Origin of the sequence: Streptomyces sp. NPDC005435, from assembly GCF_040703155.1 — a bacterium.
Lineage (GTDB): Bacteria > Actinomycetota > Actinomycetes > Streptomycetales > Streptomycetaceae > Streptomyces.
The window spans coordinates 92,851-113,581 of sequence record NZ_JBEXEQ010000014.1; the positions used below are offsets into that span (position 1 = coordinate 92,851).

The window sequence follows — 20,731 nt, forward strand, 5'->3', positions numbered from 1 at the left end:
TCCCGGCCGGGTACGGTCGGGCACCCGACCGTCCGTCCGATCCGCGCGGCGCACCGCCCCTTTCGTACCGCTTCGCCCGGAACGCACCCTTCAGGAGCCGCCCATGACCACCGCAGCGACCCGTCCCGCCGACCGCCGGGTCAGTCCCGTCTTCGTCGGCATCCTGGCCGTGGCGGCGGTGACCGGCTGGGCGACCTGGACCGGGTTCGCCGCGCAGCCGGGGCTCGCGGTGTTCCTGTTCGTGACGGCGGCCTGGGTGGTCTCCCTGTGCCTGCACGAGTACGCGCACGCGCGCACCGCGCTGCACGGCGGGGACATCTCCATCGGGGCCAAGGGCTATCTGACGCTGAACCCGCTGAAGTACACGCACGCGCTGCTGAGCATCGTGCTGCCGGTGCTGTTCGTGATCGCGGGCGGGATCGGTCTGCCCGGCGGCGCGGTGTTCATCGAGCGCGGCCGCATCCGGGGCCGCTGGCGGCACAGCCTGATCTCGGCGGCGGGTCCGCTGACGAACGTGGCGTTCGCGCTGGTGTGCGCGGCGCCGTTCTGGCTGGGCGCGGCGGGCGACGTGCCGCGCGACTTCCGGTACGCGCTGGCGTTCCTCGTCCTGCTCCAGGTGAGCGCGGCGATCCTGAACTTCCTGCCCGTGCCGGGCCTGGACGGCTACGGCGTGATCGAGCCGTGGCTGCCGTACGGGGTCAAGCGGCAGCTGGAGACGTTCGCCCAGTTCGGCATGCTGCTGGTCTTCGCGCTGCTGTGGGTGCCCTCGGTCAACGCGGCGTTCTTCGACCTGGTCTACGGCGTGCTGCGCGTCCTGGGCGTGAGCGACGGGTTCTCCGACTGCGGCTACTGGCTCTACCGCTTCTGGCACGAGGCCCCGGCGTACTGCTCGGTCAGCCTGTGACGGACTTGGCGGCGGCGCCCCGGCTCCGCTTGAAGTAGAACCAGCTCATGTTGGACGTCAGGCCCGCGAGCAGCACCCAGACGATCCCCAGCCAGCTGCCCTGGACGAACGAGACGACCGCCGCGGCCACGGCGAGGACGCAGACGGCGAGGGTGACGAGGGCGATGCGGGGCATGGGGGTCGGCTCCTGTCGGGGGACACTGCTACGCGCACCAGTGTCCCCCATGGGCCCCGGCCGCCGGCGCCGGGGCGGAGGGTGTCACACGTCGGTGACGCGCAGCCCGGCGTGCGCCTTGTAGCGGCGGTTCGTGGAGATCAGGTTCGCGACAAGCCCCTCCACCTGGTGGGCGTTGCGCAGCCGCCCGGCGAAGACGCCGCGCATGCCGGGGATGCGGCCGGCCAGGGCCTGCACGATGTCGGTGTCGGCGCGCTTGTCGCCGAGGACCATCACGTCGGTGTCGATTTCGTCGATCTCCGGGTCCTCCAGGAGGACGGCGGAGAGGTGGTGGAAGGCGGCGGTGACACGCGACTCCGGGAGCAGCGCCTCGGCCTGCTGGGCGGCGCTGCCCTCCTCGGGCGTGAGCGCGTAGGCGCCCTGCTTGTCGAAGCCGAGCGGATTGACGCAGTCCACGACGAGCTTGCCCGCCAGGTCCTCGCGGAGCGACTTCAGGGTGTCGGCGTGGCCGTCCCACGGCACGGCGACGATCACGACGTCGCTGCGGCGCGCGGTCTCGGCGTTGTCGGCGCCCTCCACGCCGTGGCCCAGTTCCTCGGCGGCCGCGTGGGCGCGCTCGGCGGAACGGGAGCCGACGATCACCTTCTGGCCCGCCTTGGCGAGCCGGTACGCGAGCCCCTTGCCCTGCGGGCCCGTGCCGCCGATGACGCCGACGACCAGGCCGGAGACGTCGGGCAGGTCCCAGGGGTCCTTGGCCGGGGCCTTCGCGGGGGTCTGGGCGGCGGTCTGTGCGCTGTCACTGGTGGTCATGGCCCGACTCTACGTCCGTACGGTCTCGCGCACCTGCGCGGGTGAGTCCTCGGTTCGGGCGAACCTGAAGTGAACTGCGGGACGAATGGGACCGGTTGAGGCAGGATGCGGGCGCATGGACGCCGTACGGGTCGCGCTGCTGCGCGAAGTGCTCGCCGGGACGGAGTGGTTGGGGGCCACGCGCCGGTTCGCGGGGGTGCTGCGCGGGTCGGTGACGGCGCACGGCGGCGGGCTGCTGCTCGCCGGGACGCCGGAGTACGAGCCCTGGCATCTGGCGGCCCACCTGGTGGACGAGGCGGCCTGGTCGGGCACGCCGGAGCTGGCCCCCGTCCTGGTACGCCACCACGCCCGCCCCTCCGACCCCGCGCATCTGGCGGTCGGTCCCGGCCGGATCGCGGAGGCCCGCCGGGGCGAGACCCTGCTGGTGGTGGCCCCGGACGAGCCGGCGGCCCTGCTGGAGCGGGTGCACACCGCCCGCCGGGCCGGGGTGACCGTCCTGGCGCTCGGCGCGGGCGACGGCGAGCTGGCCGCGATGGCCCATGACGTGCTGGCCGTCCCCGAGGGCGCCGAACTGGACCTGGACAGCGTGCAGCACCTGGTCAGCGCGGCGGCGGGCGAGAACGCGGGGCCGCCGAGGGCGCGTCGGGGCTTCAGGGACCGGCTGTCGCGGCTGGCGGAGATCCTGACGGCACCGCCCGCGGCGCCCTGGTAGGCGCCGCGGGCGGCAAGTCGATGCGCGTACAGGTGCGGCCGTCAGGCCTTGTCGCTGTCGCCGTCCTCGCCGGACTGGGCGTCCTGCCAGCGGGGGTCCTTCTCCCACTCCTCGTTGCGCTCATGGGCCGTCTCCATGGCGTGCCGGGCCGCCTCCGGCGTGGCGTACGGGCCGAAGCGGTCCTTGCCGGGGCAGTCGGGGCCCTCCTCGACCTTCTTGTGCTCCAGGCAGTAGTACCACTCGCCCGGCTTGCCCTGGGCGCGCTTCTTGAACACGGACATCAACGGCTCCTCTCGCCACACACATGTTCCCCCATGCCCGCTGGTTAGACTCGCTGGCATGTCTGGCCAGTCGCTGCTCGTACCAGGGGAGCTGTCTCCCACCCGTCCGGTGCCCGGAAACATCCGCCGCCCCGAGTACGTCGGAAAGCCCGCGCCCACTCCGTACACCGGACCGGAGGTGCAGACCCCCGAGACGATCGAGGCCATGCGCGTCGCCGGCCGGATCGCCGCCCGGGCGATGGAGGAGGCGGCGAAGATCATCGCCCCCGGCGTCACCACGGACCAGCTGGACAAGGTCGCGCACGACTATATGTGCGACCATGGCGCCTATCCGTCGACTCTGGGATACCGGGGCTTCCCCAAGTCCCTGTGCACCTCGGTCAACGAGGTCATCTGCCACGGCATCCCGGACTCGACGGTCCTCAGGGACGGCGACATCGTCAACCTGGACGTGACCGCGTACATCGGCGGGGTGCACGGCGACAACAACGCCACGTACCTGGTCGGCGACGTGGACGACGAGTCCCGCCTCCTGGTCGAGCGCACCCGCGAGGCCCTGGACCGGGCGATCAAGGCCGTGAAGCCCGGCCGCCAGATCAACATCATCGGCCGCGTCATCGAGTCCTACGCCAAGCGTTTCGGCTACGGCGTCGTCCGCGACTTCACCGGCCACGGCATCAACTCGTCGTTCCACTCCGGCCTGATCGTCCCGCACTACGACTCCCCGCACGCCACCACCGTCATCCAGCCGGGCATGACCTTCACCATCGAGCCGATGCTGACCCTCGGCACCCACGAGTACGACATGTGGGACGACGGCTGGACCGTGGTGACCAAGGACCGCAAGCGCACAGCCCAGTTCGAACACACCCTGGCGGTGACGGACACGGGGGCGGACATCCTGACGCTGCCGTAGGGACGCCCTCGGCGCCGGGGGCTCAGCGCTCCAGTACGACCCGCCCGCCGACCTCCACCCACCCGTGCGGCTGTGGGGCCGTGAGGATCTGGGAGCCCATGCCCTGGGTGATGTTGAGGGCGCGGCCGAGTCGGTCGGTGAGGAGGAGGGCGGCGGCGCCGGTGGCCTCGTCCTCGTCGATGCCGTCGTTCCGGCCGGGGAAGGCCCGGGCGCGGATGCGGCCCGCGGCCTCGTCCTCCCAGGCCCAGGCGTAGATCCACTCGCCGGGGGGCGGTATCTCCAGGGCGGTCACCTCGGCCGCGCTCGGGTACTGGCGCAGGATGCGCGGCGGGGCCCACTCCGCGCGGGCCTCGATCCAGGTGAACTCGCCGTCCAGGCGGGTGCCGACCTCGCCGGCGGGCGTGACCAGCTCGGGCACGTCGAGGAGCCAGGCGGTGCCGACGCAGGGGTGGCCGGCGAAGGGGAGCCGGGAGGTGGGGGTGTAGATGTCGATCACTCCGCGCTCGGGGTCGTCCACGAACACGGTCTCGCTGAAGCCGAGCTTGGCGGCGAGCTCCTGGCGGTCGTCCGGCCCGGGCAGCAGTGAGCCGTTGCGGACGACACCGAGTTCGTTGCCGTAGCCGCCGGTGGGTCCGCAGAAGACGCGGAGAACGTCGTAGTCAGTCACGTGCGCATTGAAGCACCGCGACCGCTTGAAGTGCTCTTTGCCTTTCGTTGGCATCGCCTTTGGGGCGCCGACATCAAGTCGTGTCTGTGATCTTTTCGTGCGGTTCGAATGCCGTACCTGGCGCTTACGGCCGGACTAAGGCTCGGGTAAGTTAGGCAAGCCTCACCAAACCGAATGGGCGGGTTTGTGCCGCCCTGAGCGCCTGGAGTCCGTATGCGAGCCGTCCGTCCGATCGCGATCGCCGCCACCGCGGCGGCCGCGCTGACCGCCCTGTCGGCCTGCACGGCCAAGAGCGACGCCAAGGACGGCGACGCCATCCAGGTCACCGCCGCCGACTCCACGTGCGAGACCTCCACGAAGTCGGTCCCGGCCGGCCAGGTCACCCTGAAGATCGAGAACAAGGGCTCGCGGGCCACCGAGGTCGAGATCCTCTTCCCGGACGACCGGATCGTCTCGGAGAAGGAGAACATCGGCCCGGGCACCAAGTACACGCTCACCGCCGAGGTGAAGGCGGGCTCGTACGAGATCGCGTGCCGCCCCGGCATGCGCGGCCACGGCGTCCGGCAGAAGCTCGCGGTGACCGGCTCCGGTACGGCCGCCAAGCGCAACCCGGCGCTGGACAAGGCCGTCGCGGGCTACCGCGAGTACGCCCAGGACCAGGCCGACCAGACGCTCCCCCGCGTCGAGGTCTTCACCAAGGCGATCCAGGCCGGCGACCTCGCCGCCGCGAAGAAGGCATACGCGCCCTCGCGGCTGGGCTGGGAGCGCACCGAGCCGGTCGCGGAGTCCTTCGGCGACATCGACCCGAAGGTGGACACCCGCGCCGACGGCCTGGAGGACGGCCAGAAGTGGACCGGCTGGCACAAGCTGGAGAAGTCCCTCTGGCAGGACAAGAAGATCACCGCGGACGACAAGAAGCTCGCCGCCGGGCTGGTCACCGACCTCGACGACTGGCGCAGGCGCGTCGGCAAGGCCGAGATCACCCCGACCTCGATGGCCAACGGCGCCAAGGAGCTCCTGGACGAGGTCGCCACCGGCAAGATCACCGGTGAGGAGGACCGCTACTCGCACACCGACCTGGTCGACTTCAAGGCCAACGTGGAGGGCGCGCAGCAGGCGTACGAGCTGCTGAAGCCGGTCGCCGCCAAGAACGACCCGAAGCTCACCGCCGAACTGGACAAGCAGTTCGCGGCGTTGGACAAGCTGCTCGACAAGTACCGCGCGGACAAGGCGTCCTACGACTTCGTCTCCTACGACAAGGTCACCAAGGCGCAGCGCAAGGAGCTGTCCGACGCGGTGAACGCGCTCGCGGAGCCGCTGTCGAAGCTGGCCGCCGCGGTCGTCAAGTAGTCACGGAAGCACGGGAGTCGAGGCGATGACCGAGAGCGAGCGGAGCGGCCCCTCGCGGCGCGCGCTGATCGGCTGGAGCGGTGCCGGGCTCGCGCTCGGCGCCGCCGCCACGGGCGGCACGCTGGCGCTGACCGGGGCGGACGACCGGCTGGGCCTGACCGCCGCCGACACCGGCGGCGCGGTGGCCTTCCACGGCGCGCACCAGGCGGGCATCGCCACCCCGGTCCAGGACCGGCTGCACTTCGCCGCGTTCGACGTGAAGACCGACGACCGCGCCGAGTTCGTCCAGCTGTTGAAGGACTGGACCGACGCGGCCCGCCGGATGACGGCGGGGAAGACGGTCGGCGAGGGTGCCTACGGCGGGCTCGCCGAGGCTCCGCCGGACGACACCGGCGAGGCGCTGGGTCTCAGGCCCTCGCGGCTCACCCTGACGATCGGCTTCGGGCCCTCGCTCTTCGAGCGGTTCGGCCTCGCGGACCGGCGCCCGGCCGCCCTCGTGGACCTGCCGAAGTTCCCGGGCGACAACCTGGAGAAATCCCGCACCGGGGGCGACCTGTGCGTCCAGGCGTGCGCGGACGATCCGCAGGTCGCCGTGCACGCGATCCGCAACCTGGCCCGTATCGGCTTCGGCAAGGTCGCGGTGCGCTGGTCGCAGCTCGGCTTCGGCAAGACCTCCTCGACCACCCCGGACGCGCAGACGCCCCGCAATCTCATGGGCTTCAAGGACGGCACCCGCAACATCGCGGGCACCGAGACCGACCGGCTCAAGAAGCACGTCTGGGTGGCCGGTTCGGACGGGGACGCCAAGTCGGCCTGGATGACCGGGGGTTCGTATCTGGTCGCCCGGCGCATCCGGATGAACATCGAGACGTGGGACCGCACTTCGCTCCAGGAGCAGGAGGACGTGTTCGGCCGGGACAAGCGCGAGGGCGCGCCCGTGGGCAAGGCCAAGGAGCACGACAAGCCGTTCCTGAAGGCGATGAAGCCGGACGCCCATGTGCGCCTGGCCCACCCGGATTCCAACGGCGGGGTGACCATCCTGCGCCGGGGCTACTCCTTCACCGACGGCACCGACGGCCTGGGCCGCCTGGACGCGGGGCTGTTCTTCCTGGCCTACCAGCGCGACGTGCGGACCGGGTTCGTCCCGCTCCAGCGCCGGCTGTCCGCGCGGGACGCGCTCAACGAGTACATCCAGCACGTGGGTTCGGCGGTCTTCGCGATCCCGCCCGGTGTCCGCGACTCCGCCGACTGGTGGGGCCGGACGCTGTTCTCCGAGGAGGCGTAGTCCGTGTTCTCCAACTATCTGATCGGTCTGCGCGAAGGGCTTGAGGCGTCCCTCGTCGTCTGCATCCTGATCGCCTACCTGGTCAAGACCGGCCGCCGGGACGCGCTTCGGCCGATCTGGCTCGGCATCGGCGCGGCGATCGTGCTCGCGATGGGCTTCGGCTGCGCGCTCGAATTCGGCTCCCAGGAGCTGACGTTCAAGGCGCAGGAGGGCCTCGGCGGCTCGCTGTCCATCGTCGCGGTCGGGCTCGTGACGTGGATGGTGTTCTGGATGCGGCGCACCGCCCGGCATCTCAAGAGCGAGCTGCACGGGCGGCTGGACGCGGCCCTCGCCATGGGCACCGGCGCGCTGGTGGCCACCGCGTTCCTCGCCGTGGGCCGCGAGGGTCTGGAGACCGCCCTGTTCGTGTGGGCGTCGGTGCACGCGGCGAGCGACGGCACTCCGCGCCCGCTGATCGGCGTCGCGCTGGGTCTCGCGACCGCCGTGCTGCTCGGCTGGCTGTTCTACCGGGGCGCGTTGCGCATCAACCTCGCCAAGTTCTTCACCTGGACCGGCGGGATGCTGGTGGTGGTCGCGGCGGGCGTGCTGGCGTACGGCTTCCACGACCTCCAGGAGGCGGGCATCGTCCCGGGCCTCACCCACCTCGCCTTCGACATCAGCGGCGTCATCCCGCCGGACAGCTGGTACGGCACCCTGCTCAAGGGCGTGCTCAACTTCCAGCCGGACCCGACGGTCGTGCAGCTCACGGTGTGGCTGCTCTACCTGGTCCCGGTGCTGACGCTGTTCCTGCTCGACCCGGGCGTCACGGCGAAGCTGCGCGGTCGCAAGCGGGCGGAGAGCACCTCCGGGTAGGGTTCGCCTCCGGGAAGGGGTGAGCGGTACTCATGGGCAGGAATCGGGTGGGACGCCGGGGACGCAAGGCCGTCATAGCGGCCGCGCTGACGGCGGCGGTGTCGCTGACGGCGAGCGGCTGTGTGGTGGTGCACGGCGAACGCGCGATGATCCCCACCGCCACCCGTACCGACGCCGAGAAGGCCCTCGCCCGCTTCACCGAGGCGTACAACAAGGCCGACCGGGCCTACGACCGTTCGCTGGACGAGGACCATGTCACCGGTGCCCTCGCCGACATCGACTCGGCCCGGCTGCGCGCGGGGCACGCCAACCATCCGGCCGGGAACCCCGCGCACACCCCGCTGAAGCTGACGGACGCGAAGTTCACGATCCCGAGGAAGCCCGGCTGGCCGCGCTGGTTCGTCGCGGACGCCCATGGCAACAAGGGCGGCTCGGTCCGCTGGCTGCTGGTGTTCACCCGTCAGTCACCGGGCGAGCCCTGGCGGGTGGCGTATCTGACGGTGCTCGCGCCCGCCGCCGTACCGGAGTTCAAGGTGGACGCGGACGGCTGGGCCGAGGCGGTGCCCGCCGACGCCACCGGGCTCGCCGTGCCGCCGGGCGAGCTGAGCGGCACGTACGCCACGTATCTGAAGAACGGCGGGACGAGCTTCGCGAACGGCCCGAGCACCAGCGGGCTGCGCGCCCTGCGGCAGCAGCAGGCGCGCAAGCCGGGCCTGGTCCGGCAGTACATCGACGAGACGCTGGACCACGGCGCGTACGCGCCGCTCGCGCTGCGTACGGCGGACGGCGGCGCGCTGGTGTTCTTCGCCTCGCGGTACTACGAGAAGCAGACCGCCGCGGCGGGCACCTCGGTGCCGGTGCCCAACGACGACGTGCGCGCCCTGACCAAGGGCGAGGTCAAGCAGTCCCTGACGATGCAGTTCGTCTCCAACGAGACCGCGCTGGTGCCGGCCGGGAGCGGGCGGGTGTCGGTGCTGGGGCGGGTGCAGGGGCTGACGTCGGCGCGGGGGTCGTAGCCGCTTCCGCCGCTCAGTGCCGCAGCGGCCAGGCGCCGGCGGAGTGGTCGGACTCCTCGGTGCCCGCGTGCCGGGCGCAGGCGTCGGTCAGCGCTTCGAGGAGGGTGAGCGGGTCGGGCAGCGGGTGCTCGGGGCCGCGTACCCAGCGGATCTGGCGGTCGCCGTCGCCGCCGGGGAGGCGGGCGGGGGGCATCAGGACGTAGGAGCCCCGGCAGTGCCAGCGCATTCCGGGGTGTTCGTCCATGGTCTCGGGGTGGCAGTCCAGTTCGCAGGGCCACCACTCGTCCTCGTCCTCGGGGGTGCCCCGGGTGAGGGTGAAGAACAGCATCCGGCCGTCGTCGCTCTCGGCGACCGGGCCGACCTCGACGCCGGTGGAGAGCAGTCGGTCGAGGGCCTCGCGGCCGGCGGCCAGGGGGACGTCGAGGACGTCGTGGACCATGCCGGTGGCGGTGATGAAGTTGGCCTCGGGCTGGTTGCGGGCCCAGCGCTCGATCTGGGCGCGGTCGGTGGTCGACTGGGTCTGCCAGGCGAAGGACACCGGGTGGCGGCCGGGGGTCGGACAGCCGACGCGGTCGCAGGAACAGCCGTAGCCCGGGGCGGGGTGCGCGGCGGGGGCGAGGGGCAGTCCGGCAGCGGCGGCGGCGAGCAGCAGCGTCTCACGGCCGTCGTCGGGGGATGTCTCCTTCGGGCGGCGTCCGCGCAGCCACTGGGAGATCCTGCCCTGCCGGCCGGACCGGTCGCCGAACGTCGCGCTCATCTATCCCCTCGCATCGCTGTGGTGCGGACAGCATGTCTCATCGTCCCATCTTCCAGCTCCCCGGGGGACCGGAGCGCAGATGTGAAGGAATCCGGCGAGACATGCCTCACAATCGAGGTGATTTGCCGACTTCGACCCGATGTTTACGAGGCGTCCTCGGTTACGAGGCGTCCTCGTGCGGGGGCCAGACGTCGCCCCACTCGGCGTCGCGGGCCGCCTTGTACAGGTCGCCGTGGCGTTTGGTGACCGTCGTACGGCCGAGCCGGTCGTCCGCCTCGCACAGGTCGAGCAGCACCTGTCCCTTGCGGATCTGGGGGCGCCGGACGACGCGGTTGAGCGCGGGGTCGGCGGGCAGCCGGGTGGCGGCGACGTAGCTGAACTTCTCGTCCTCGTACGCCAGGGAGCCGCCCTTGACCTGCCGGTGCAGCGAGGAGCGGCTGACCCGGGCGGAGAAGTGGCACCAGTCGGTGCCGGGCACGATCGGGCAGGGGGCGCTGTGCGGACAGGGCGCTGCGATGCGGAACCCGGCCTCGATCAGCCGGTCGCGGGCCTCGATGATCCGCTCGTACCCGGCCGGGGTGCCCGCCTCCACGATCACCACGGACCGCGCGGCGGCCGCGGCGGCGTCCACCAGGGCGGCGCGGTCGGTCTCCGACAGCTCGTTGAGCACGTACGACACGGTGACCAGGTCGGTGTCCGCGAGCTGGAGCGCGGCGCCGATCCGGGCCCGCTCCCAGCGCGCCCGGGCCAGACCGGGGTGCGCGGCGGCGATCTCGCGGCCCAGGGCGAGCGCGGGCTCGGCCCAGTCCAGCACGGTCACCGGCCGGTCGCCGTCCCAGGTGGCGGCGACGGCCCAGGTCGCGGCGCCCGTGCCGCCCCCGATGTCCACATGGCTGCCCGGCGTCCACTCCGGCACGGCGTCCGCGAACGCGGCCAGCGCCGACCGCACGGCCTCGAAGGTCGCGGGCATCCGGTACGCCGCGTAGGCGGCCACGTCGGCGCGGTCCCGCAGGATCGGGGCGTCGGTCGGGGTGTCCCCCCGGTAGTTGGCGATCAGCCGGTCGACGGCCGCGGCCGCCTGCCGCGGCGGCAGCCCGTCGAGCACCCCGGCGAGGGTGGCGCGCAGGGTGTCGGCTGGGGAGGAGGGGGCGTTCACGTGTCGATTGTCGCAGGTGGCGCGGGAGGCGGGGAGCGCGCCGGGATGAGCGGACGCGGGCCGCTGCCGCCGGGGGTGGCGGACCGCTGCCGTCAGGGGTGGCGGCCCTCTGTCGTCAGAGGTGGCGGGCCGCCGCTGTCAGGGGTGGCGGGCCGCTGCCGTCAGGCGTCGCGGACCGCGCGGGCCAGGTGGGTGGCCAGGCTCGCGCGCGGGCCATTCGCGGCGGGGCGGCGCCTGGGATGGACCGTGTTGGCGAGCAGGATCAGGTACGTGTCGGTGGCGGGGTCCAGGACCAGGGAGGTGCCGGTGAAGCCGGTGTGGCCCGCCGCGCCGCAGCCCGAGAGCTCGCCCATGAACCACGGCTGGTCCACGGCGAACCCCAGGCCCGGCGCGGTCAGCAGCAGCTCCACGAAGTCGGGGCCGAGGACGCGCGCGGTGCCGTAGCGGCCGCCCGCGAGCAGGGTGCGGCAGAAGACGGCCAGGTCGGAGGCGGTGGAGAAGAGGCCGGCGTGGCCCGCGACCCCGCCGAGCGCCCACGCGTTCTCGTCGTGCACCACGCCCCGCAGCATCCCCCGGTCCGCCTTGGCCCAGGGCCGCCGCTGGTCCTCGGTGGCCGCCGCGCCGGGGCACGGTCCGAAGCGGGTCGCGGTCATCCCGAGCGGGCGGGTGATGCCGTCCGCGATCAGGGTGTCCAGGCGGCGCCCGGTGATCCGCTCCAGGACGAACTGGAGCAGGATCATGTTGAGGTCGGAGTAGAGATACCGGCCGGCCTCCGCGCTCGGTGCCTCGGCGCGCAGCAGATCCATGCGCACGGCGGCGTTCGGGCAGTCGTACAGCGGGAGTTCGGGCCGCAACCCCGAGGTGTGGGTGAGCAACTGCCGTACGGTCACGCCGTGTTCGGCGACTCCCGTGAACTCCGGGAGATACGCCCCGATTCGGGCGTCGATCCCCAGCGTGCCGCGCTCGATCTGCTGCACGGCGGCGACGGAGGTGAACAGCTTGGTGAGCGAGGCGAGGTCGAAAGGCGTGTCCACGGTCACCGGAACCCGTGCGGCGGGCGGGAGTTCGACGCCGGCGCCGGTCTCGGGGTCGTACGAGGCGTAGCGCACCGCCCAGCCGGACGCCTCCGCCACGGCGATCACCGGTCCGCGCCCGGCCACCGCGACCACGCCGGCCGCCCAGGGGTCCGGGCCCTCGGTGAGGGTGCGCAACTCGGCTTCCAGGAGCGCGAGTTCGGCCGGGTCGAGGCCGGCGCGCTCGGGGGTGCCGATGCGCAGTCTCGGGGTGCTCAGCTGTCCGCTCCCTTCGGGTGCGGGGTGGCCGCCGGGGTGGCCGCCCCGGCCGTCCGCCAGGGCCGGACCAGTCCCACGAAGCACACGGCGGCGACGAGCGCGCCCGCCAGCTGGACGACCGCCATCGGCACGGCGGTCCGCTCCCCCGCGATCCCGACCAGCGGGGACGCGACCGCTCCTATGAGGAACGAGGACGTGCCGAGCAGCGCCGAGCCGGAACCGGCCGCGTGCCGGGTGCGCAGCAGGGCGAGGGACTGGGCGTTGGGCAGGGTGAAGCCCATCGCGGACATCAGTGTGAAGAGCGCGGCGGCGACGGGCGCGAGGCCCACCCGGCCGAAGACCCCGGTGGACATCAGCAGCAGGGCGGTCGCGGCGAGCACGATCACCGCGAGCCCGCCGGCGAAGACCCGGTCCAGGCGGACCCGTCCGACCAGCAGCTTGCCGTTGATCTGCCCGGCGGCCACCAGGCCCACCGAGTTGAGCCCGAAGAGCAGGCTGAAGGTCTGCGGGGAGGCGCCGTAGACCTCCTGGACGACGAAGGGCGAGGCGGAGACGTACGCGAACAGCGCGGCGAAGGCGAAGCCGCCCGCGAGCATGTACCCGGTGAAGGGCAGGTCGGCGAGGAGGCCGCGCATCGTGCGCAGGGACTCCGCGACCCCGCCCCGGTGCCGTTCGGCGGGCGGCAGCGTCTCGGGCAGCCGCCACCACACCAGCGCGGTGAGGACGGCGCCGATGGCGGTCAGTACGACGAACACGCCCCGCCAGTCGGTGAACCGCAGGATCTGCCCGCCGATCAGCGGGGCGATGATCGGCGCGGTGCCGGAGATCAGCATCAGGGTGGAGAAGAAGCGGGCCATGGCGACGCCGTCGTAGAGATCGCGTACGACCGCCCGCGCGATGACGATCCCGGCGGCGCCCGCGAGGCCCTGCGCGAGCCGGAGGGCGACCAGTGTCCCCACGTCCGGCGCGAAGGCGCACAGGGCGGTCGCGACGAGGTAGACCGCGAGGCCGGTGAGCAGCGGGCGGCGGCGCCCCCAGCGGTCGCTCATCGGCCCGACGACCAGCTGCCCGAGCGCCATTCCGGCCAGGCACGCGGTGAGCGTGAGCTGCACGGTCGCGGCGGGGGCGTGCAGGGCGCGGGTGACCTCCGGCAGGGACGGCAGGTACATGTCCATCGCCAGCGGTGTGGTCGCGGTCAGCGCGCCGAGCAGGAAGGTGACGAGCATCCGGCCGCCCCGGCCGCCCTCCACGAGCGCGGCGCCGCTGGTGGCGTGCCGGGTCTCCGGCACCGCCGTGTGCTCGGTCATGTGTCCCCTCCTCGGACTCCCGGGCGACCCCGGAGGCCCTCCATGTTCTCAGCTCCCGGAGGGTGCGGGAGTGGCCGTCGGGGCGACCGGGGGCGCGCACGGCGCGAAGGCGCCGGGGTGCGCGGCGCGCGGGGGGCTTGTGCGCGGGCGGGTGCGCGGGGCGGGCCCCGGTGCGGCTACGGGTACGGGTGCGGGTCGGCCGGTGCCGGGCGTGTGGCGCGGCACCGGCGGCGGATCAGCGGCGGTGGCGACCGCCGGTCTCCGTCTCCTTCGGCGCGTTCGACGTGCTCGGTGTGCTCGGCGCGTTCGGCGCGGGCTCGGACTCGGTCCGGGGCTGCGGTACGGACTCGGACGCGGGCCGGGACCCGGCGGCCGCCGTCCCCGCACCGGCCGTCCCCGCACCGGCCGTCGCCGTCGCCGGTGCCGTACGCCCGCGCCGCCGCCGCAGCGCCGCCCACGTACCGCCGCCGAGCAGCAGCGCGGTGAGCGCGGCGCCCTCGGTGATCCGTACGCCGGAGGGGCCGGAGCCGCCGGCCGCCGAGGCGTGGCCGGCCGCCGGGGCCTTGCCGCCCGCGGGCGCGGGACGGGAGGTCGCCGGGACGCCCGGCTCGACGAGCGTGCCGACCGCGCGGGCCGAACTGCCGTGTGTGAAGCCCCAGTCGAGGAGCGCGGCGGTCTGCTCGTAGACCGCGTTGCTGCCCTCGGCGGGGTGCATCACGGTGACCAGCAGGGTGCGGCCGCGCCGGGTGGCGGCGCCGGTGAAGGTGTTGCCCGCGTGGGTGGTGTAACCGTTCTTGACACCTATGAGGCCCTCGTACGGGGTCAGCCCCCACGCGCCGGTGAGCAGGCGGTCGGTGTTCTGGATCTGGAACGTCTTCTTGCCGCCCGCCGGGAAGTCGGCGGTGCGCGTGCCGCAGTAGCCGCGGAAGTCGGCGTCCTTCAGGCCCTGGCGGGCGAAGAGCGTGAGGTCGTACGCCGAGGAGATCTGGCCCTTGTGGTCGAAGCCGTCGGGGCTGACCACATGGGTGTCGAGGGCGTGCAGATACTCGGCGCGCGCCTGCATCTCGGCGACGGTCTTGGCAATGCCGCCGTTCATGTGGGAGAGCACGTGGACGGCGTCGTTGCCGGAGCGCAGGAAGACGCCCTGCCAGAGCTGCTCGACGGTGTAGGTGATGCCGGGCTTGATGCCGACGAGGCTGGAGCCGGAGGGGACGTCGGCGATGTCGGCGTCGGTGACCTTGTAGCGCTGGGCGCGGTCAAACTTCTTCAGCACCGTGTCCGCGAACAGCATCTTCAGGGTGGACGCGGGGGCGAGGTGCCGGTGCGCGTTGTACGAGGCGATGATCTCCCCGCTGTCGGCGTCGGCGACGACCCAGGAGCGGGCGGTGAGCTTCTTGGGGACTCCGGTGGCGCCGCGCACCTGGACGCCCGCGCGGGCCAGTCGCTCGCCGCCTGCGACACCGGTGGCCCCGGCGGCGTAGGCCGGGGACGCGCTCTCGGAGACGCTCAGGGAAACGGGGAGGGCGGCCGCAGTGAGCCCGAGGACGGCACGTCGGCTGAGCCGGGAACTTTCACGCACCCCGGGACCGTACACCGCTTCGAACAGCCGTTTCCCTCCGGGAGGTGGTTCCTGGCCAAGGAATTTGCTCTCTTATGAAGATCGGCTCGGCATACCGTCGTCACCTCGACACGGTGCGTCTCCGCGCCGCTCCGCACGCCTCCGCGCTCTCCCCCGCGCTCCCCTCCACCCGAACGCGCGCCCCGACGGGCCCGGCGCCCGGCGGCCTGCGACGGTGGAACGGTGGAAGCCACGCGGAACCCGTAGGAGAGTCATCATGGGCTGTTACGACCGACGCGACGTGGGCCTGCTGCTGCTCCGGCTCGGCACGGGCGGGGTGCTGGCCGCGCACGGCGCGCAGAAGCTGTTCGGCTGGTTCGGCGGGCACGGTCTGGAGGGCACGGGCCAGTTCATGGAGTCCGTCGGCTTCGCGCCGGGCCGCCGCAGCGCGACCATGGCGGGCCTCGCGGAGGCGGGCGGCGGCGTCCTGCTCGCGCTCGGCCTCGCGACCCCGGCGGCGGGCGCGGCGGCGGCCGGCGCGATGGCCGGGGCGGCGGCGGTCCACGTCCCCAACGGCTTCTTCGCCCAGGGCGGCGGCTACGAGTACGCGGCCAGCCTCGGCCTCTCCGCCACCGGCCTCGCCATCACCGGCCCCGGCCGCCTCTCCCTCGACCACCTCCTCGGCCACGTCCTGGACCGAGGCTGGATGGTCCCGGCCGCCCTCGGCGCCACCGCCGCCGCCACGGCCGCGGTGATCGGCGCCCGCAACAAGCGGCTGCGGGAGAGTGTGACGGTGGAGCAGGAGATGCTGTTCGAGGAGTGACCGCGCCCCGGGCCCCCGATACGGTCGTCGGACACCGTACGAAGGAGACCCGCCCGTGGCCGAGTACCTGACCGTCCTCACCACCACCGACACCCCCGACAAGGCCCACACCCTCGCCACCGGAGCGGTGGAGTCCCGCGTCGCGGCCTGCGCCCAGATCGACGGCCCCGTCACCAGCGTCTACCGCTGGGAGGGCGAGATCCGCTCGGACCAGGAGTGGCGGATCCTGTTCAAGACGACCGCGGAGCGGTACGCGGCCCTGGAGACGTACATCCAAACCGTGCACGACTACGACACCCCGGAGATCATCGCGACCCCCGTCGTGCGGGGCAGCGGGGCGTATCTGGCGTGGGTGAGCGGGGAGACGGCGGAGGGGTGAGCGGGGCCCAGGACCTGTCCGCCGGGTCGCGCGACGATGCTCATGGGATTCATGGGCGCGACTGCTACGGGGATGTCGACCGCGTGCCCGAGCTGCTGGCGCGGGTCGAGCGGGAGGACGATGCAGCGGCGTGGGACGAGTTGGGTCACCGGCTGGTCCTTGAGGGCGACCTGGTGTTCCCCGCCAGTTTCGCCGCGCTGCCGCGTCTGGTGCGGCTGGCGCCGGGGAGCGCGCGGGCGCGGGGGCTGGCCGGGGCGATCGTCCGGTGCGGGGCGGGCGGCCACGGCTGCGACGAGCTGCTGGCGGCCTGCGCCGAAACGATCGCGGAGTTCAGCGGGTTGCTGGATCGGCACCTGAGGTCGCGGCCGGACGCCTACGTGCCCGCCTTCCGCGACTTGCTCGCGGCCGAGGGGCACTACCACTGGAGTGCGGTCCTGGGTGACTTCTCGGACGACTTCTACCCCGTCCCCTGCCCCCACTGTGCCGTGGAGGTGACGATCGCCATCGGTGACTACGGCCGCTATTCGGCGATCCGGGACTGGAACCTGGGCGACGTGGACCGCCGCGACCTGCGTCCGGCCTCCCCCGAAGAGCTTTCCGGCACCGGCCGCCGGATGCACGAGACCGCCGTCCGCGACGGGCACGTTGTGCTCGCCGACGGACTCACCCACCTCTTCGGCCGAGCCGAATGCCCACGCTGCGCCAGCGTCTTCCACATCGCGGACGAGTACGAGGCCGCCAACCGTCCCCTCATGTGAACGCGTCACCTGGTGCGGAAGGATCTCCGGCTCGCCCGTCTCCGGAAGGCACCCAGGGCCGGGCGGCTGGGCTGCGGCCGTGTGACGGCGAGTTGTCCGAGATCGCGTTCGTCGCCCCGGAGGAGGCCGGGGGCCGGCTCGGGGAGCGGGTTCGGCGGCGGTTCGAGGGGGCTGTGCGAGCGAGGGAAGCGGGGCGGGCGGTCTATCCGCGGGACGGAGTTCCCGTGATGTGAGCCGCGCCGGGCTCCCGGGGTGTAAGCCGCGTCCGAAAAAAGGGGGCGGCAGACGAGTCGGGCTGTACGCCGGATTTTGTCGCCGGTCGGCCTCGCGGCCGGCCGGGAGACGGCCATCCATCTAGGACCGGCGTTGCCGCCGGCCTCGTGCGGTCTACCCGCGGACTCGGGCGGGCAGCCCTCGATCGTCCGCGCAGAGCGCGTTCTACGGCGCTCCTTTTGACCTTGCTCCGGGTGGGGTTTACCTAGCTGCCCAGGTCACCCTGGGCACTGGTGGTCTCTTACACCACCGTTTCACCCTTACCGAGGACCGAGGTCCCCGGCGGTCTGTTTTCTGTGGCACTGTCCCGCGAGTCGCCTCGGGTGGCCGTTAGCCACCACCCTGCCCTGTGGAGTCCGGACGTTCCTCGGGAAGCCCGTAAGGGCTCCACGCGGCCGTCCGCCCGGCTCGTCTGCCGTGCCGACCATGCTACCGGGCGCGGAGGCGGGGGCCGACCGGTGCGGGTGCGGGCGCCGACCCCTGCCGGCGGGGACGCGGGCGCCGGGCAGCGGCAGCGGGGTACGGGCGCCGGTCCGGGCCGGGGAGTGGAGCCGCCCCGCGCGCACGCCCCGTACGCTGGCGCGGAGGCGAGATGAAGGAGTTCCCGTGCTTGTCCTGCTGCCGCCCTCGGAGGGTAAGGCGTCCTCGGGCCGTGGGGCCCCGCTGGATCTGGAGTCGTTGTCGCTGCCCGGGCTCACCGCCGCGCGGCGGGCCGTGCTGGTCGAGCTGGTCGAGCTGTGCGCCGGGGACGCGGAGAAGGCGCGCGAGGTGCTGGGGCTGAGCGAGGGGCTGCGCGGGGAGGTCGGGAAGAACGCGGAGCTGCTCACCGCGGGGGCCCGGCCCGCCGGGGAGATCTACACCGGGGTCCTCTACGACGCCCTCGGTCTCGCCTCCCTCGACCCGGCCGCCAAGCGGCGCGCGGCCCGCTCGCTGCTGGTCTTCTCCGGTCTGTGGGGCGCCCTCGGCGTCACCGACCGCATCCCCTCCTACCGCTGCTCGATGGGCGTGAAGCTCCCCGCCCTCGGCGCCCTCGCCGCGCACTGGCGGGCGCCGATGGCCGAGGCGCTGCCCGAGGCGGCCGGCACCGGCCTGGTCCTGGATCTGCGCTCGGCCGCGTACGCCGCCGCGTGGAAGCCGAAGGGCGAGCTGGCGGCGCGTACCGCGACCGTACGGGTGCTGCACGCGCCCACCCGCAAGGTGGTCAGCCACTTCAACAAGGCGACGAAGGGGCGGATCGTACGCGCCCTGCTGTCCGAGGGAGTCGCGCCCGCGGGCCCCGCCGAACTGGTCGTCGCGCTGCGGGACCTCGGCTACGAGGTGGAGGCGGAGGCACCGGCCAAGGGCGGCAGGCCGTGGGCGCTGGACGTGCTGGTGGACGAGGTCCACTGACCGGTCGTTGCAGCATGTGCAACATCCGTTGCGGAGGCTGATCCCGCTCGGCACGATGTCGGGCATGACCTCACCGGTGGCCTCCTCCGTGCTGGACCTCGCGCCCGTCCTGCCCGTCGTGGTGCTGTCCGACCCCGCCGACGCCGTACCGCTCGCGCGGGCGCTGGTCGCCGGGGGGCTGCCCGCGATCGAGGTGACGCTGCGGACCCCGGCCGCGCTGGACGTGATCCGTGCCGTCGCGGCCGAGGTGCCGGAGGCGGTGGTGGGCGCGGGGACCGTCATCACGCCGGGTCAGGTCGCGCAGTGCGCGGCGGCGGGGGCGCGGTTCCTGGTCAGCCCCGGCTGGACGGACGGGCTGCTGGCCGCCATGAGCGCGTCCGGGCTGCCGTACCTGCCCGGGGTCTCCACCGCCTCCGAGGTGGTGGCTCTACTGGAGCGCGGCGTACGGGAGATGAAGTTCTTCCCGGCGGAGGCGGCGGGCGGTACGGCCTATCTCCGTTCCCTGGCGGGCCCGTTGCCCCAGGCCCGCTTCTGCCCCACGGGCGGGATCGGGACGGCGAACGCGGCCGAATACCTCGCGCTGCCCAACGTGGGCTGCGTGGGCGGCAGTTGGATGGTTCCCGGCGACGCCGTCGCGGCGCGGGACTGGGACCGGGTGGAGGAGCTGGCGCGAACCGCCGCCCGGCTCAGGGCCGCAGGTGCGACGTGTCGTTGAACAGCCGTACGCTCGCGTTCCCGTCGCGGTAGTACGCCACCGCCGACAGGGACGCGGCCGACAGTTCCATCCGGAACAGGGACTCCGGCGGGGCGCCGAGGGCGAGCCGGAGCAGGGTCTTGATGGGCGTGACGTGGGTGACCAGCAGAACGGTGCGGCCCGCGTGGGCGGCGACCAGCCGGGCGCGGGCGGCCTCGATCCGCTCGGCGGTCTCGGTGAAGCTCTCGCCGTCGCCGGTGGGGCGTACGGCGGGGTCGGCCAGCCAGGCGTTCAGGTCCTCCGGGTACCGCTCCCGTACCTCGCCGAAGGTCAGCCCCTCCCAGGCGCCGAAGTCGGTCTCGCGCAGCCCGTCGTCGACGACGACCTCCAGCCCGAGCCGCCGCGCGACGACACCGGCGGTCTCCCGGGTACGGGCCAGCGGCGAGGCGACGACCGCCTGGACCGTCCCCCGCCGCGCGAGCGCCTCGGCGACCCGCTCGGCCTGCTCCCGCCCCACCTCGGACAGCGAGGGGTCGGTACCGCCGCTCCCGGAGAACCGCTTCTGCGGGGTGAGCGGGGTCTCCCCGTGCCGCAGCAGCACGAAGGTGGCCGGCGCGCCGAGATCGGGGGCAGCACTCCAACCGGGCGCGGTGGTGGCGGTGGTGGGCTCCCGGACGACGGCACCGGCGGCCTCGGGTACGGTCCGTTCGGCCGGAGCCGTCGGTACCTGGACGGGCTGACCGGCCTCGGCGACAGCGCGCGCCGCGCGCCCGTCGGCCCGGTCGGCTCCGGCAGCCCCGGCAGCCCCGGCAGCCCCGGCAGCGGACCTCAGCGCCTCCCGCGCCCGGGCCGCCCCCGCGACCGCGTCCCCGGGCGGGCCCGAAGGCTCGATCACGGCAGCCCGCGTACCCCGCCCGGCCGACGGAGTCCACTGTTCCCCCCGCGCCCCCGCGTCCATCGCCTCGTTGGCCAGGCGGTCGGCGTGCTTGTTCTCGGCCCGGGGCATCCAGGCGTACGTGACCTGTCCCGGGGGGAAGATCCGCCCCGCCTCCAGCGCCAGCGGCTTCATGTCGGGGTGTTTGATCTTCCAGCGGCCCGACATCTGCTCGACGACGAGCTTGGAGTCCATGCGGACGCTGACGCGGGCGTCGGGGTCCAGGGCGTGGGCGGCGTGGAGGCCGGCGACGAGGCCGCGGTACTCGGCGACGTTGTTGGTGGCGGTGCCGAGGTACTCGGCGGCCTCCGCCAGGGTCTCCCCCGTAGAAGCGTCGCGGACGACGGCCCCGTACCCGGCGGGCCCGGGGTTGCCCCGCGACCCGCCGTCGGCCTCGACGATGAACTCACGCACCGCGCACTCCCGTTGCCGCGTCGCGGACG

22 protein-coding genes and 1 other RNA gene are annotated in these 20,731 nt (G+C 73.3%); 12 read left to right on the forward strand and 11 right to left on the reverse strand.

Annotated features, from left to right (window positions below):
* Positions 1-103: 103 nt before the first annotated feature.
* Positions 104-904, forward strand: coding sequence for a site-2 protease family protein (locus AB0898_RS19410; RefSeq protein ID WP_366804168.1), 801 nt, complete (start codon positions 104-106; stop codon positions 902-904).
* Here AB0898_RS19410 and AB0898_RS19415 read toward each other — a convergent pair.
* Both AB0898_RS19415 and npdG read right to left on the reverse strand, forming a co-directional pair.
* Complete coding sequence (locus AB0898_RS19415; RefSeq protein WP_366804169.1) at positions 894-1,130, reverse strand: hypothetical protein; 237 nt, start codon at positions 1,128-1,130, stop codon at positions 894-896. The genes AB0898_RS19410 and AB0898_RS19415 overlap by 11 nt on opposite strands.
* Positions 1,131-1,163: 33 nt before the next feature.
* A complete protein-coding gene (gene npdG, locus AB0898_RS19420) occupies positions 1,164-1,889 on the reverse strand; it encodes an NADPH-dependent F420 reductase (protein WP_366804170.1) in 726 nt (241 codons plus the stop codon).
* Positions 1,890-2,004: 115 nt separating this feature from the next.
* Between npdG and AB0898_RS19425 the strand changes: the two genes are divergently transcribed.
* Positions 2,005-2,601, forward strand: coding sequence for a hypothetical protein (locus tag AB0898_RS19425; RefSeq protein ID WP_366804171.1), 597 nt, complete (start codon positions 2,005-2,007; stop codon positions 2,599-2,601).
* A gap of 41 nt (positions 2,602-2,642) precedes the next feature.
* Here AB0898_RS19425 and AB0898_RS19430 read toward each other — a convergent pair whose 3' ends face one another.
* Positions 2,643-2,882 (reverse strand): hypothetical protein, encoded by a 240-nt coding sequence (locus AB0898_RS19430; protein ID WP_366804172.1) that lies wholly within the window; start codon positions 2,880-2,882, stop codon positions 2,643-2,645.
* 58 nt (positions 2,883-2,940) lie between these two features.
* Here AB0898_RS19430 and map point away from each other — a divergent pair, with 58 nt between their 5' ends.
* Complete coding sequence (gene map / locus AB0898_RS19435; RefSeq protein WP_366804173.1) at positions 2,941-3,798, forward strand: type I methionyl aminopeptidase; 858 nt, start codon at positions 2,941-2,943, stop codon at positions 3,796-3,798.
* Positions 3,799-3,820: 22 nt separating this feature from the next.
* Here map and AB0898_RS19440 read toward each other — a convergent pair whose 3' ends face one another.
* On the reverse strand, positions 3,821-4,465 hold the full coding sequence (locus tag AB0898_RS19440; RefSeq protein WP_366804174.1) for a PhzF family phenazine biosynthesis protein: 645 nt from the start codon (positions 4,463-4,465) through the stop codon (positions 3,821-3,823).
* Between the two features lie 213 nt (positions 4,466-4,678).
* On the opposite strand from AB0898_RS19440, the gene efeO reads away from it, so the two are divergent.
* From efeO to AB0898_RS19460, 4 genes are read left to right on the forward strand one after another with little or no spacing between them, the layout of a single operon-like run.
* Entirely contained in the window at positions 4,679-5,815 is a 1,137-nt protein-coding gene (efeO, locus tag AB0898_RS19445; RefSeq protein WP_366804175.1) for an iron uptake system protein EfeO, read from the forward strand.
* A 25-nt stretch (positions 5,816-5,840) separates the two neighbouring features.
* The gene (efeB, locus tag AB0898_RS19450) at positions 5,841-7,100 is read left to right on the forward strand and encodes an iron uptake transporter deferrochelatase/peroxidase subunit (RefSeq protein WP_366804176.1); all 1,260 of its coding nucleotides are present in this window, start codon (positions 5,841-5,843) and stop codon (positions 7,098-7,100) included.
* Positions 7,101-7,103: 3 nt separating this feature from the next.
* Positions 7,104-7,952: an iron uptake transporter permease EfeU gene (gene efeU / locus AB0898_RS19455; protein WP_366804177.1), complete on the forward strand. Its 849-nt coding sequence runs from the start codon at positions 7,104-7,106 to the stop codon at positions 7,950-7,952.
* 32 nt (positions 7,953-7,984) lie between these two features.
* Positions 7,985-8,968 (forward strand): hypothetical protein, encoded by a 984-nt coding sequence (locus tag AB0898_RS19460; RefSeq protein WP_366804178.1) that lies wholly within the window; start codon positions 7,985-7,987, stop codon positions 8,966-8,968.
* A 13-nt stretch (positions 8,969-8,981) separates the two neighbouring features.
* On the opposite strand, the gene AB0898_RS19465 is transcribed toward AB0898_RS19460, so the two are convergent.
* The 5 genes from AB0898_RS19465 to AB0898_RS19485 form a co-directional block, all read right to left on the reverse strand.
* On the reverse strand, positions 8,982-9,725 hold the full coding sequence (locus tag AB0898_RS19465) for a bifunctional DNA primase/polymerase (protein ID WP_366804179.1): 744 nt from the start codon (positions 9,723-9,725) through the stop codon (positions 8,982-8,984).
* A 160-nt stretch (positions 9,726-9,885) separates the two neighbouring features.
* On the reverse strand, positions 9,886-10,881 hold the full coding sequence (locus AB0898_RS19470; RefSeq protein WP_366804180.1) for a small ribosomal subunit Rsm22 family protein: 996 nt from the start codon (positions 10,879-10,881) through the stop codon (positions 9,886-9,888).
* Positions 10,882-11,042: 161 nt separating this feature from the next.
* The gene (locus AB0898_RS19475; RefSeq protein ID WP_407078371.1) at positions 11,043-12,152 is read right to left on the reverse strand and encodes a serine hydrolase domain-containing protein; all 1,110 of its coding nucleotides are present in this window, start codon (positions 12,150-12,152) and stop codon (positions 11,043-11,045) included.
* Positions 12,153-12,169: 17 nt separating this feature from the next.
* Positions 12,170-13,480 (reverse strand): multidrug effflux MFS transporter, encoded by a 1,311-nt coding sequence (locus tag AB0898_RS19480; RefSeq protein WP_366804181.1) that lies wholly within the window; start codon positions 13,478-13,480, stop codon positions 12,170-12,172.
* 235 nt (positions 13,481-13,715) lie between these two features.
* On the reverse strand, positions 13,716-15,059 hold the full coding sequence (locus AB0898_RS19485) for a serine hydrolase (protein ID WP_366804182.1): 1,344 nt from the start codon (positions 15,057-15,059) through the stop codon (positions 13,716-13,718).
* A gap of 256 nt (positions 15,060-15,315) precedes the next feature.
* Here AB0898_RS19485 and AB0898_RS19490 point away from each other — a divergent pair, with 256 nt between their 5' ends.
* Genes AB0898_RS19490 through AB0898_RS19500 form a run of 3 tightly spaced genes read left to right on the forward strand, consistent with a single transcriptional unit; the run spans position 15,316 to position 16,998 of the window.
* Positions 15,316-15,861 carry a DoxX family protein gene (locus AB0898_RS19490; protein WP_366804183.1) on the forward strand — a complete coding sequence of 182 codons (546 nt, stop codon included), beginning with the start codon at positions 15,316-15,318 and terminating at the stop codon, positions 15,859-15,861.
* A 55-nt stretch (positions 15,862-15,916) separates the two neighbouring features.
* Complete coding sequence (gene cutA, locus AB0898_RS19495) at positions 15,917-16,240, forward strand: divalent-cation tolerance protein CutA (protein ID WP_366804184.1); 324 nt, start codon at positions 15,917-15,919, stop codon at positions 16,238-16,240.
* Positions 16,237-16,998, forward strand: a complete 762-nt coding sequence (locus AB0898_RS19500; RefSeq protein WP_366804185.1) for a hypothetical protein — start codon at positions 16,237-16,239, stop codon at positions 16,996-16,998. Before cutA ends, AB0898_RS19500 begins: the two co-directional genes overlap by 4 nt.
* Positions 16,999-17,280: 282 nt before the next feature.
* On the opposite strand, the gene rnpB is transcribed toward AB0898_RS19500, so the two are convergent.
* An RNA gene (gene rnpB, locus AB0898_RS19505) (RNase P RNA component class A) lies at positions 17,281-17,682 on the reverse strand.
* Positions 17,683-17,877: 195 nt separating this feature from the next.
* Here rnpB and yaaA point away from each other — a divergent pair.
* A complete protein-coding gene (gene yaaA, locus AB0898_RS19510; protein ID WP_366804186.1) occupies positions 17,878-18,660 on the forward strand; it encodes a peroxide stress protein YaaA in 783 nt (260 codons plus the stop codon).
* Between the two features lie 64 nt (positions 18,661-18,724).
* Positions 18,725-19,375, forward strand: coding sequence for a bifunctional 4-hydroxy-2-oxoglutarate aldolase/2-dehydro-3-deoxy-phosphogluconate aldolase (eda, locus tag AB0898_RS19515; RefSeq protein WP_366804187.1), 651 nt, complete (start codon positions 18,725-18,727; stop codon positions 19,373-19,375).
* Here eda and AB0898_RS19520 read toward each other — a convergent pair.
* A complete protein-coding gene (locus AB0898_RS19520; RefSeq protein ID WP_366804188.1) occupies positions 19,347-20,702 on the reverse strand; it encodes a bifunctional RNase H/acid phosphatase in 1,356 nt (451 codons plus the stop codon). The two genes, eda and AB0898_RS19520, sit on opposite strands and share 29 nt — an antisense overlap.
* Between the last annotated feature and the right edge of the window lie 29 nt (positions 20,703-20,731).